This is a genomic window from Winogradskyella sp., from assembly GCF_013213975.1.
Taxonomy (GTDB): Bacteria; Bacteroidota; Bacteroidia; order Flavobacteriales; family Flavobacteriaceae; genus Winogradskyella.
In genome coordinates this window covers 20,319-34,275 of the sequence record NZ_JABSST010000013.1, presented here as the reverse complement: position 1 = coordinate 34,275, position 13,957 = coordinate 20,319, and the positions used below count along the sequence as shown (strand labels likewise).

The 13,957-nt window shown below is 35.6% G+C and carries 8 protein-coding genes; 5 read left to right on the top strand and 3 right to left on the bottom strand.

Features of this window, described 5'->3' with window-relative positions:
* Positions 1-98: 98 nt before the first annotated feature.
* Complete coding sequence (locus HRU49_RS03005) at positions 99-1,511, top strand: aldehyde dehydrogenase family protein (RefSeq protein ID WP_296354017.1); 1,413 nt, start codon at positions 99-101, stop codon at positions 1,509-1,511.
* Here the strand turns inward: HRU49_RS03005 and HRU49_RS03000 are convergent.
* From HRU49_RS03000 to HRU49_RS02990, 3 genes are read right to left on the bottom strand one after another with little or no spacing between them, the layout of a single operon-like run.
* The gene (locus tag HRU49_RS03000; RefSeq protein ID WP_296354015.1) at positions 1,508-2,521 is read right to left on the bottom strand and encodes a N(4)-(beta-N-acetylglucosaminyl)-L-asparaginase; all 1,014 of its coding nucleotides are present in this window, start codon (positions 2,519-2,521) and stop codon (positions 1,508-1,510) included. The genes HRU49_RS03005 and HRU49_RS03000 overlap by 4 nt on opposite strands.
* Positions 2,522-2,533: 12 nt before the next feature.
* Complete coding sequence (locus HRU49_RS02995) at positions 2,534-4,207, bottom strand: MFS transporter (protein WP_296354013.1); 1,674 nt, start codon at positions 4,205-4,207, stop codon at positions 2,534-2,536.
* A 21-nt stretch (positions 4,208-4,228) separates the two neighbouring features.
* On the bottom strand, positions 4,229-7,177 hold the full coding sequence (locus HRU49_RS02990) for a GH92 family glycosyl hydrolase (RefSeq protein WP_296354011.1): 2,949 nt from the start codon (positions 7,175-7,177) through the stop codon (positions 4,229-4,231).
* Between the two features lie 202 nt (positions 7,178-7,379).
* On the opposite strand from HRU49_RS02990, the gene HRU49_RS02985 reads away from it, so the two are divergent.
* From HRU49_RS02985 to HRU49_RS02970, 4 genes are all read left to right on the top strand, one after another.
* On the top strand, positions 7,380-9,380 hold the full coding sequence (locus tag HRU49_RS02985) for an LruC domain-containing protein (protein ID WP_296354007.1): 2,001 nt from the start codon (positions 7,380-7,382) through the stop codon (positions 9,378-9,380).
* A 243-nt stretch (positions 9,381-9,623) separates the two neighbouring features.
* Positions 9,624-11,921 (top strand): family 20 glycosylhydrolase, encoded by a 2,298-nt coding sequence (locus HRU49_RS02980; protein WP_296354006.1) that lies wholly within the window; start codon positions 9,624-9,626, stop codon positions 11,919-11,921.
* A 1-nt stretch (position 11,922) separates the two neighbouring features.
* On the top strand, positions 11,923-12,618 hold the full coding sequence (locus HRU49_RS02975) for a copper homeostasis protein CutC (RefSeq protein ID WP_296354003.1): 696 nt from the start codon (positions 11,923-11,925) through the stop codon (positions 12,616-12,618).
* An 86-nt stretch (positions 12,619-12,704) separates the two neighbouring features.
* Positions 12,705-13,949 (top strand): metallophosphoesterase, encoded by a 1,245-nt coding sequence (locus HRU49_RS02970; RefSeq protein WP_296354001.1) that lies wholly within the window; start codon positions 12,705-12,707, stop codon positions 13,947-13,949.
* Positions 13,950-13,957: the final 8 nt, after the last annotated feature.

Here is a 13,957-nt window from a genome sequence, read left to right as displayed (position 1 = left end):
GATGAAAAACTCAAAGATTTAGATCAAATACATAGGTTTGCTAATAACATCGATGAAATGCATCCTAATAATGAATAATTAAATATTAAAGTATAATTATGGTGGATATTGAGATTAACCCTTACTTAAAATTATTCCAAAAGCAAAAAAACAGGCAGCTCAAAATAGGAAGTACCAATTACAAGTATAGAATTGATCAGTTAAATAAACTTCAATTTGCGATAGAAAAAACGTATCGAAAACAAATTATAGAAGCATTACAGAAGGACCTTGGTAAACCCAAAGTAGAATCTGAATTAACTGAGATTTATCAAATTGTGGGTGAAATAAAACACGCCAAAAAGTATTTACATAAGTGGATGCGCCAGCAAAAAGTAAAAACACCGATGGCAATGATTGGTTCAAGTTCTTACTATCTCCATGAACCAAAAGGTGTTTGTTTAATTATATCTCCATGGAATTTTCCGTTTAATCTAACTTTTGGACCGTTAGTATCTGCACTAGCAGCTGGCAATAACATTATTGTTAAACCATCTGAAATGACACCACACTCTTCGGCATTAATGAAAACTATTGTTGATGATCTATTTGATGAAACCGAGGTAGCTTTGGTCGAAGGTGAAGTTGAGGCCTCAACACAGTTGTTGGAATTGCCGTTTAATCACATTTTCTTTACTGGATCACCAAATGTTGGTAAGATAGTAATGACCGCAGCGGCAAAACATTTAGCATCGGTGACCTTAGAGCTTGGAGGAAAGTCTCCAACAATTGTAGATAAATCGGCGAACCTCGATAAGGCAGCTAAAAAAATTATTTGGGGTAAGTTTATGAATGCAGGACAGATTTGTGTTTCTCCAGATTACGTTCTAATTGATGAAGGGATTAAAAGTAAGTTCGTAGAGGCCTGCAAAAAATGGATTACCTACTATTTCTCATCAGCGCCTAAAAGTTCTAGCTCATATGGCAGAATTGTATCTTCTAAGCACTTTGAAAGGTTAAAATCTTATATTGCGAATGCGGAGGACTTAGGTGCAAAAATTGAAGTTGGGGGTGAGACTGAAGCGTCAACACAATTTATTGCTCCAATACTAATTTCGAATTTAAGTGAGGAATCCACTTTACTCAACCAAGAAATATTTGGTCCTATTTTACCAATTGTGACTTATAATTCATTGGAAGAAGCTATTGCGTATATAAATGCCAAGGAACGACCTTTGGCCTTATACATCTACAGTAAAACGCGTTCAACCATACAGCATATTATAAAAAAGACAAAAGCTGGCGGTACCTGTATTAATAATAATGTAGTACATTATACTAATCATAATTTACCATTTGGTGGCGTGAATAATAGTGGAATTGGGAAAAGCCATGGAGTTTATGGATTTAAGGCGTTTAGCAATCAACGAGCTATCGTTAAACAATACACCTTTGGGATCAACGAATTGCTATTTCCCCCATATAGTCGCTTTAAGGAAAAGTTGGCCAAGGTAACCGTAAAATGGTTTTAGGTCTTTAAAAAGTAGTCAGATTGTATCTGTTCGTTAACTCCATTTTGAAATTTAGTCATACTAAACCATTGATGAATTGAGTAACTTCCTGTTTCTCCTTTTTTATTAACGGCAATATAACCTACTTGAAAATCTTTGTAGTTGCTATTGGGCTTATTCACAATTCTGCTTATAGCTTCTTCGCAAGCTTTTTGTGGGGCTTTACCTTGACGCATAAGTTCTACAACTAAAAAGCTACCAACGGTTTTTACAACTTCTTCTCCTAATCCAGTGGCAACACAAGCACCGATTTCATTGTCCACAAATAAACCTGAGCCAATAATTGGGGAATCGCCAACACGTCCTCCCATTTTGTATGCCAGACCACTTGTTGTACAAGCACCTGAAATATCACCATTTTTGTCAATCGCTAACATGCCAATTGTATCGTGATTCTCGATATTGATAATGGGTTTATATTTGGCTTCTACTTTCCATTTTTCCCAGGCTTGTTTTGAGGCTTCAGTTAATAGATCTTCTGGTTCAAACCCTTTTGATATTGCAAATTGCTTTGCGCCTTCACCAGCGAGCATAACGTGTGGTGTGTCTTCCATAACTTTCCTGGCAACAGAAACAGCATGTGTGATATTTTGGAGATAAACCACAGCACCACAATTACCATGCTTGTCCATTATACAGGCATCTAAGGTAACCTTTCCATCACGATCAGGTAAGCCACCTTTTCCAACAGATTGACCTTTTTCATTGGCTTCTTCAATTTTACAACCTTGTTCAACTGCATCCAGCGCATTTCCACCAGCATCTAAGACCTCCATAGCCTTGGCTGTAGCTTCTTTTACAGACCAAGTGGCAATAACTAATGGCAATTTTGATTTAACATTAGCTCCAGTTGTAAGGGCATTGATTTCTGTTGAATGAGTAGATTTGTTTTTGCAATTTGCAAGACTAGATCCTATAGCTATCCCTGCGCTGGTCAAAGCTGTATTTTTAATAAACTTTCTTCGATTCATAATAATTAGATTTTAGTATTCAACACCTTGCTTATCTAAAATTGTTTTAGTTCTAAAGGCATAGAACAATAAGTAGGTAAAACATCCTACGGCAATCCAATAAGAAGATTGAATTGAAAATACATCTGCAAGTTTTCCTTGTAGTGGGGGAATGATGGCACCACCTAAAATCATCATAATTAAAAATGCGGATCCTTGAGATGTGTACTTTCCAAGGCCTGCAATACTCAACGTGAATATACATGGCCACATGATAGAACAGAAGAGGCCACCAGATAAAAATGCAAAAAGCGCAACATTTCCAGAAGCAAATAATCCAATGAGCATTCCTAGCATACCTAAAAGGCTAAATACTTTAAGGGTTTTAACCGGACGATCTCTTGCTAAGAAAAAGCCTAATACCTGAATAGCGATACAAACGGCAAAAAATAGAATTTCTTTAGCCGAAAATTCATTCCCAGCAATGTAGTTAACGGTTAAAATAACTCCAAATGCAATAAATGGAACGATGATTAGAAGAACATTCTTAAGGCCTTTACTTGGGTCAAAAACTGTTATGGCACCAACCCAACGACCAATCATAAGTCCACCCCAATATAAGGATATATAAATTCCGAGTTGCGAATCATTAAGCACTGGAAGACCAAGTGAATTAAGTCCAGAGGTCTCAATCTCTTGCTTTAGTAATTCACCAAGATTACTTCCAATGGTTACCTCTACACCGACATACATGAAAATGGCTAACATCCCTAAAACCAGTTGCGGATATTTCATTGCACCCCAACCTTTATCATTTTTTGCTGCACTAGAGTAGGCGACAAAAACAGTTGCAACTACCGCTAAAAGTGCAACAAATAGGAGTAGCAATCGTGTTTGTTCAATACTTTCAGTAGCTTCTGAATTACCTTTGTAGGTGCTGAATATATAGCCAAAGCAGCTTATAATCACAAGGGTTAAGATGATAAGTAAGTTTCGGGCTTTGTTGGCAGGTTCAAAAGCTAAATCTGATTTCAGTGATGGTAATTGCTTTGAAAAATAAAACAAGCTAGCAGCCACTAAGAACAGAATACCGATACCTATATAAAGAGTTTGCACCGTTTTCAATGAAATTTCATCGTTTAAAATTTTATTGGTAAATTCCTCGTTTGAAAGTGCAGCAGCACCAAAAATAATATAGGATACAACGAGCGGTCCAATCGTAGTTCCGAAGGAATTGATACCACCTGCTAAATTTAGTCGATGCGAGCCCGTTTGAGGATCGCCTAAGGCAATGGCGAAAGGATTTGCAGCCGTTTGTTGTAAGGAAAAGCCCAAGGCAACAATGAAAAGTGCAAAAAGTACAAAATAGAAGATTTCAGTCTGACCTTTTTCAGCACCATTGACTACTAAATACATAATTATCGAGCCTATAGTAGAAATTAAAAGACCGTAAATAATACCATTCTTGTAGCCCCAAATATTAAGAATATCCTTTTTAATAAAACTCGAAAAAATGAATAATAACAGGGCACCTATATAATAGGCTCCATAAAAGGCAAAATCAACCAACTGCGATTGAAACTGGTCAATATTAAAATAGGTTTTACAGAATGGAATGAAGATGTTATTAGACGCTGCAAAAAATCCCCAGAAAAAGAAGACAGTGACTAAGGTTGCTAAGGCCGATTTATTATTTTGATTGTGCATTTATATTGATTTGTTAGTCTTTTATTTAATTGAAATTTCATCCACAAAAATCCAACTTCGTCCATCATATGGATAGCCTAAATGCCATTTGGGCACTTTTCCCATTTTTTTAGCAATGATTTTTACATATTGATACTCACCTTCTGGGATATTAAATTTTATGGTTTTTATTTCGAGTTGGCTATTTCGTTGTGATGCATCTATTTTTTGAGGTGCTAATACTTTAAAGCTTTTATTGTCCGTGGAGATCAAGCATTGTACTTCAGTAGGGTAAAAAATCCAAGCCCCTTGATCTTGTAAGAAATTAACTTTCACTGAAGTAATATCTTTTAAAGATCCTAAATTAACTGTGGCAATCATATCGCGATCATGATAGCCTTGCCAGCTTCCTGTGCGGTAATTTTTTGTGCTTCGTATGCCATCAATGAGCGCATCATTACCACCTGCGGAATACTGATTGGCGAATTCGCTTTCTAAGATGATACTAAGATTTGGATCTATTTTAAAAAATGGAGTCATTAAAATAGGGCTTTTTAAATTACCTTTTTCAGAGTACATACGCACTTCAGTATCTTTAGAGATGATAAAAGGTGCCTTGTATTGTATAAAATTTGAATCATCAAGCGCATAATAAATCGTAGCGTCTTGCTCTGATATATTCAACACCACTTCTGTTTCCCCTCTAAAAGTGATGTCTCCTTCTTCAATGTAAGGAGAAGGTAAAATGATATGATCTGTAATTTCTGTTGATGGCAGCTGTTCATCTCTACTTCCCCAAACTGCTGGGTTGTCATTCATGTAAAATTCTAAAGTCCCTCCGTTCATTATTTCGTGATGAAAGATGTACGATCGGTCCAATTGTTCCCCATTCAAATACACATATTCAATGTACTTGTTAGTATCACTTAAGTCATAACTTTTTACAGTAAATGTATTACCATTTTCTAAGTTAATAGATGCTTTATCAAAAAGTGGAGTTCCAATGATATATTGATTACTTCCTGGTGTTACTGGATAAAAGCCCATAGATGAAAACACATACCAAGCACTCATTTGTCCACAGTCTTCATTACCCGAAATGCCGTCAGGTTTATTCTTGTATAATTCGGTTAAAATCTGATGAACTTTTTCCATAGTCTTATGAGGACTACCCACAAAATTATAGAGGTAGGCCATATGATGGCTTGGCTCATTTCCATGCGCATATTGTCCTACTAAACCAGTGATATCAGATTGATCTCTACCAGAAGTTTCTGTTTTTGCATTGAACAACTCATCAAGTTGAGATTCGAGCTGTGCTTTTCCACCAAGTAATTCCATAAATCCTGAAATATCCTGAGGTACGTAAAAACTGTATTGCCAAGAGTTAGCTTCTGTATAATTAAAATTTACTTCATAAGGATCAAAAGGTGCAAACCAGGTGTTTCTGAATCTTCCTCGCATAAATTTTGTTTCCGGGTCAAAGACATTCTTATAATATTGAGCACGTTGAATGTAGGTTTCATAATCCTCAGATTTATCCATGGACTTTGCCATCTGTGCAATGGTCCAATCATCGTAGGCATATTCTAAAGTTTTAGAAACAGACTCACTTTCTTCATCAACGGGGATAAATCCGAAAGCTTTATAGGCTTTCAATCCAAACTTATCGCGTGTTGCAGAATGTTTCATCGCTTCAAAAGCTTTTTGAGTATCATAGTCTCTAATGCCTTTTAAAAATGCATCAGCAATGACCGGAACAGCGTGATAGCCAATCATACAATCCGTATAATTACCCGCTAAATCCCACATAGGCATAAGACCACCATCATCGTATTTAGCCAAAAACGTGTTAATAAAATGGTTGCTGCGATTTTGCTCAATTATTGTATACAGAGGGTGTGCAGCGCGATAGGTGTCCCAAAGTGAAAACACCGAATAATAGTCAAAATCTGCATGATGAATCTCCAGGTCCATACCACGATAACGACCATCTACATCTTGATAACGATTTGGTGCAATCATAGTATGATATAAGGCTGTATAGAAATTGGTCTTTCTATCTATATCATTTCCCTCAATAACGATTTTCTCTAACTGAGATTCCCAATAATCTTGTGCTTCTTTTTTAACCGTATTAAAATCTTTATCGCCAATTTCAGCAATTAAATTTTCTCTAGCACCTTTTTCATCTATTGCTGAAATTCCAGTTTTAATAAGTAGTGGTTCATTATTAGGATTATCAAATAATAAGATCGCTTTTTTACTTTCAAACTTGTAATTTTTTGAAATTGCTAATCCATCAGCACCTTCATAGACGATGTCTTTTATCGGTTGAGAAAACTTAATATGATAGAATAAACGCTGATCTTTTGCCCAAGCCGAAGAATGTCTATGACCATTAATTTCATACGCATTCAACATATTAATTTTATGATTTAAAATCTTATCACGATGCTGCAGATCCAATACAACATATTGGTTGTCACTTGAAGGATACTGATATTTATGAATTCCACTTCTAAGCGAAACTGTTAGTTCTACATCAATATTTGTAGAGTCTAAATGTACTTTATAAAAACCAGGCTCTGCAGACTCATTATCATGACTAAAATGAGCACGATACCCTTTTTTACCATTGGCACCATTATTAAAGTTAATTTCGTTTGTTGGCATCAAGAGCACATCCCCAAAGTCACTGATACCTGTTCCACTTAAATGTGTATGCGAAAAGCCATAAATGTACTCATCTGTGTAATGATAACCGGAACAACCATCCCAACCTTCTAGTCGTGTATCTGGACTCAGTTGCATCATGCCAAAAGGTAACGTAGCACCTGGATAGGTATGACCATGTCCACCGGTACCTATAAAGGTATTGACATATTTAATTAAAGCTTGGTCTTTTTGTGATGCGGGAATAGGATTAGAGTTGTTGCAACTAAAAAGAAAAGTCAAGGCGACTAAAACAATGGATAGTTTGAGATTCATCAGAAAAGACTGCTAATTTTAACGCCTCTAATATACTAAAATGCATTTCAATTTTTGCATTTAGCTATAGCCATGAAGTTGTTGATTTACTTGTCTTAGTTATACGATCGCTAGTCGTCTTAAATCCGTCACTGAGCGAATTACAACTAACACATATATGGATTTTAATTTATTTTATGAAATGATTAAATCAATTTGAATCATGAAAATAAGTTATTTTGTGTTATGCCTCTTAGTTTTAAGTTTTTGTACCTGTAGTCCTGAGTCTAATAATATTGAAGACCCGCAGTCCGAGGAATCTAGTAATGATATCACTAAACTAAATATTCCTAGGGATTTCAATTATAATACAACCGAAGAGATTGAAGGTGAGATACAAGTTAGGTCCATTGAAAATCAAGCATTACGTGGGGTAAAAGTAAGTTTCTTTACAGATAATCCTGACTTTGGTGGAATATATTTAGCATCAGTATTAACTGATGCGTCTGGACATATAAATACACAAATTCAGATACCAACGTATGTAGAGAATTTATTCGTACAGGTTCAAAGTGTCGGTTTTGCCAATCAGAAAATGATAAATGTGACACCATATATAAATTTGGAGTTTGGCGGTCTGCCATCTGATAGGGCTATTAATAATGACAATCGAATGAATTTCGATCCAATTCCTATATCTGACAATTACTATTATATGGGTAGTTATAATGAAGGCCATTGGAAAGGCTTACCTCATTATCTTGAAGATGAAGGGGATGATTTGAGTCAAGAATTTCTCAATAGTGTTAGTGCGTCACTTCCTGACAGAAGAGTGCCTTGGTATAATCCAGAATATTTAACCACAGGGAATGAACTTGATATTGAGGTAATTGAATCCAGTGAAGTCTTTGTAACTTTTGTTGGTGAGGGTGCTGGTTATCGCAATGCCTTAGGGTATTATGTTTTTGAAACTAACAATCCTCCAGCCAACGTTAGTGAGATAGATTCAATTTTCGTTGTATTACCCAATGCATCATTGGTAAATTCATATGGAGAACTTAATGCAGGAGACAAAATAAAATTAGGGGATTTTGACCCTGGACAGACCATTTCATGGGTGCTTTTTCAAAATGCATGGACAGGAACAGGAGTAGATGTTAATGCGACAAAGTTTTTCTCAAGGATTGATTTCAATACAGTAGAAAGTGATCCGAATAAGCGTCAACATACTGTACAGTTGGCAGACTTTGGAAATCAATTGTTATTGAACGGTTTTGAGGATATGACGCGTTCAACTGGAAGTGATGATGATTTTAATGATTTAATTTTTTATGTTTCTGCGAATCCCTGGGAGGGTATAAATACAGGAGATATGCCTATAACAACTCCTGTGACAGATAACGATGGTGATGGTATAACAGATGAAAATGATGATTTTCCTGATGATCCCTTAAGAGCACTTCGAAACACATACTCGGGTTCGTTGGCCTTTGAAGATCTATGGCCTGCTCAAGGCGACTATGATTTTAATGATATGGTAATTGATTATGAAATAGATCATATTTTAAACGGTAGTAATCTCTTGGTAGATATAGAGGCAGAGTGGACTATAAAAGCGCTATTTGCTAGTTTTGATAATGGTTTTGGGATACAATTAAATAATCTTGCATCTAATGATGTAAATAGCGTCAGTGGTGTGTATTTAAACAATGGATTAATTTCTCAAAACGGAAATGGAACTGAAGCTAATCAGGAAAAAGGAACTGTTATTATTTTTGATAGCGCCTTTGATGCGGTTCAGAATTCAGGTAGTCTTTTCCCTCATACATCACCTACAACAAGTATAAGCACTACGATTAATTTTGATAATCCAGTTTCTCAGAGTATGACAGGATATCCGCCGTATAATCCATTTATTTTTGTTAATGGTAATCGAAGTAAGGAGGTGCACTTACCAGGGCGAGTGCCAACGGATCTTGCAGACTTAAGTTTTTTTGGAACATCTTCGGATGCAAGCAATTTTGATAATGGGTATTATTATAAGACATCGAACGGTTTACCCTGGGCAATTAATATCTCAGAATCATTTGATTTTCCTAAAGCTGGTATTCCAATCAGCGATGCTTATTATAATTTTGCATTATGGGCTACAAGTGGGGGAAATTCTAATGAAGATTGGTACCGCGATCTACCTGGAAATAGAGATCAAAATAAAATCCATTAATCGGGGAGATTTTATAGTTTATGAGATGAGTTTGTACTAATATCACACAAAAACTTAGAGGTTTATGGCCAGTTAAGGATATGATCATATGATCGGATTCAAAGTCTTCAATATAACATATTGATTATCAATAATGTTATTGAGGTCTAAGTCTGAAGGATAGAGGTTGTGATATCATCAATAGAAACTTTTACATATCTGTTGCAAAAAGATTACTAATTTTAATGCATCTAATGTACTAAAATGCATTTCAAGAAAATACTGTTACTCTTTCTTTTTGCCTCAGTTTTATGTGGGTGTATAGAAATGCGTATACCAAATACGACTCCTCAAATTATTCCAATTCCAATCAACCAAGAACTTAAGAGCAATCAATTTATTTTAGATAGTTCTGTGGGAATTTACGCCTCAGAAGAATTCCAGTTATCATCTGCGTTTTTGAAAAATTTCATTGAAAATGGAAGCTCAATTGAAATTCAAAACTCTAATGAAATTGAGTTTATTCTAGTTGCAACATTAAAGCCAGAAGCTTATGAACTTGATATTCAATCAGATAAAATAAGTATAAAAGCGTCAAGCGAGGTAGGAGCATTTTATGCCGTACAATCATTACGACAATTGTTGCCAGTAAGTTTTGAGAACTGTAGTTACATGCATTCAGAAGTTGCCATTCAATGTTTAACCATTAAGGATCAACCAGAATTCAAATACCGAGGTATGCATCTAGATGTCGGCAGACATATGTTTTCTGTGGACTTTATAAAAAGATATATTGATGCCTTGGCCATGTTAAAGATGAATACGTTTCATTGGCACCTAACAGAGGATCAAGGATGGCGCATCGAAATAAAAAAGTACCCAAAACTTCAAGAGGTGGCAGCTTATAGAGATGAGACATTGGTGGGTCATTATAGCGATCAACCACATCAGTTTGATGGAAAAAAATATGGTGGCTACTATACCCAAGAGGAGATTAAGGATATTGTTGCTTATGCTGAGGAACGTTTTGTAACTATAATTCCTGAGATTGAAATGCCCGGTCATAGTCAGGCTGCAATAGCTGCTTATCCAGAATTGGGATGTACCAGAGAGCCTGTGAAAGTGGCCACAAAATGGGGAGTCTTTGAAGAGATTTATTGTCCTAATGAATTTACATTTCAGTTTTTAGAAGATGTATTAGATGAGGTTATGGAGTTATTTCCTAGCCAGTATATCCATATTGGTGGTGATGAGGCTCCAAAAGCTAGATGGAAAAACAGTGAATTTTGTCAGGATTTTATCAAAAATCATAACCTCAAAGATGAACATGGTTTGCAGAGTTATTTTATTCAGCGCATGGAAAAGTATCTTAATTCTAAAGGCAGACAAATTATTGGTTGGGACGAAATTTTAGAAGGTGGTTTAGCACCAAACGCCACTGTGATGTCTTGGAGAGGTGTAGAAGGTGCAGTGGCTGCGGCAAAAGCTGGTCATAATGTGATTATTACTCCAACGTCCCATTGTTATTTTGATTATTACCAATCTGAAAATGATGACGAACCATTAGCTATTGGTGGCTATTTGCCTTTAGAAAAAGTATATTCATTTAATCCTATTCCAGAGGAATTAACAGAAGATGAGTCGAAATATGTTCTGGGTGCCCAAGGCAATATTTGGACAGAATATATGCCAAAAGAAGATCAAGTAGAGTATATGATGTTCCCTCGGGTACTTGCCATGAGTGAAATATTGTGGTCTCATTCTGAGAAACGGAACTATAATGATTTTGTAGGAAGTGTTGAAAATTTCCATAAAAGATTGGAGACTTTAGGTATTAATTATGCCAATCATCTTTATGAAATTGAAGGGCGAATGGTATCATTGAATGGTGATACAGCCTACAGACTTAAGACCTTATCTCAGGGTAAAATGATAAGGTTTACTCTTAACGGTACTCAGCCTAGTGTAAGTTCTGATATGTACACCTCAGAAATTCCAATAACAAAAACCTGTACGCTCAAAGCCGCTGTATTCAATGAAGACAATCAAATAGGTAGTACTTTTACTCAAAAGATCAATTATCATAAGGCTATAGGCACAAAAATTAGTATTGATAAAAATCCTCATGAGGCCTATTCAGGAAGTGGTGCAGAAGGGTTAATAAATGGTGTAAGTGGTAGTGATGCTCGTTATGCTGATAATGAATGGCTGGGCTTTTGGGGAGAGGATATTGAAATTACAATTGATTTAAATGAAGAAAAAAAGATCAATTCTGTTGAGACACGTTTTTATAATGGAAATGGGCAGTGGATTTATGCACCTAAAGCAGTTCATCTTAAATTTACTCTTGATGATGGTACGATTGTAACTGATGTAAAAGAAGTAAACTTAAAAAATGAAAATTTGGTAAACTTTAAATATGATTTTAAAACTCCAGAAGATTTAAAAGTGACCGTAAAATCGTTAAGTTTAATGATTTCCAATTATGGCACAATTCCAGAGGGCAAACAAGGGGCTGGAAACAAGGCCTGGACGTTTATTGACGAAATTATAATCAACTAAGATGTTATTAGAGGTTTGTGCAAATTCTTTCCAATCGGCTAAAAATGCCCAAGTTGCAGGTGCGCATCGTATCGAGTTATGCGAAAATCTTGAAATAGGCGGAATCACTCCATCACATGACTTATTAAGACAAGTTTCTGAAGAATTAGATATTCCAGCCTTTGTATTAATTAGACCAAGAGGTGGTGATTTTGTGTTTTCCAAGGCTGAGTTTGAGGTCATGACATCGGATATTTTACTTTGTAAGCAATTAGGTTATCATGGCATAGTTTCAGGGGTTTTAAATTCTGATTTGACGATTGATATAGAACGAACAGCAGAACTAATAGCCTTATCCAAGCCATTAGAGTTTACGTTTCACCGCGCCTTTGATGAGCTAGTTAATCCAGAGGAATCCTTAGAACAATTAATTGGTATTGGTACGAATCGGATACTAACGTCAGGTCAAGAAGACACAGCTGCTGCAGGAATTCATTTAATTAATACCCTTAATCATTTAGCAAAGAATAGAATTATAATAATGGCAGGAAGTGGCATTAATGCTGACAATGCATTGCGTTTTAAATCTATTGGATTGAAGGAAATTCATGGATCTGCTTCAGTTCTACTTTCAACTAATAATTCAGATAGTAATAGTCCAAAAACTGTTTCGGATGTTTCTAAAATAAGCGCAATTTTGAATGCTGTTTCTACCTAGTTACTTGGGCTTTCCTTAAAAGCTTTAACAATTTGATAAGATATCTGGACACGCAGTTGCTTAACTTTGACAATTAAATTTTGATTATGATTCGTTGGTTGATCTTTATTTTAGTAATTGGAGTTGCCGATTATTACGCATTTCAGTCGCTTAAAACAGTTACGAAAAGTAATTGGTGGTATGCCTTGTATTGGCTTTTTACAGTCGTTGTTATGGGTAACTTTTTAATTCAATTCTATGGATTTAATAGAAGCAATGGGTTTTCTCAAGCCAATTCTCTAGCAGTTGGATTTCTAATTGCTATGGTGGTTCCCAAATTGGTTCTAATTGCAATCATGTTTTCGGAGGATATATTTAGAATTCCACAAGGTATCTACAGCTATTTTATGCAAGATGATAGTGGTAGTGCAAACCAGATCAAACATATTCCTGCAAGACGACGATTCATTAGTCAAATAGCTCTTGGATTGGCAGCTGTACCATTTGCCTCTATCCTTTATGGGATGTATAAGGGTAAATATAATTTTAAAGTTTTGAAATATACGCTTCACTTTGAAGATTTGCCAAAAGCCTTTGATGGTTTTAGACTTACCCAAATTAGTGATGTGCACTCGGGTAGTTTTGATAATATGGACAAGGTATCCTATGCTATAGATCTCATTAACGAGCAGCAAAGTGACGTTGTCTTATTTACAGGTGATATGGTAAATAATAAAGCGGAAGAAATGAAGCCTTATGTGGATATTTTTAAGAAACTTAATGCTAAAGAAGGTTTGTATTCGGTATTGGGGAATCATGATTATGGAGATTATGTACGTTGGAATTCTGATGATGATAAAAAGCAAAATCTTGAAGACTTAAAAGCAATTCAAAAAGAAATTGGATTTGATCTTTTACTCAACGAAAATAGATTTATTGAAAGAGATGGTGAACGTATAGCAATAATTGGAGTTGAAAATTGGGGAAAAGGAGGTTTTAAGAAGGCAGGTGATCTTAAAAAAGCGTCAAGTCGCGTTGCTAAAGATGATTTTAAGATATTGTTGAGTCATGATCCAAGCCATTGGGATGCTGAGGTTGTCAATGATAAGAATCATTATCATTTAACATTGAGCGGACACACACATGGTATGCAGTTTGGAATAGAAATACCAGGTTGGTTTAAATGGAGTCCAGTAAAATGGAGATATAAGCAATGGGCTGGTATTTACGAATCGTTAGGACAATACATTAATGTTAATCGCGGTTTCGGCTATTTGGCCTTTCCTGGAAGAGTAGGCATTTGGCCAGAAATCACAGTGATAGAACTTAAAAAGGGGTCAAAAGAAGCATAATTGCTTAC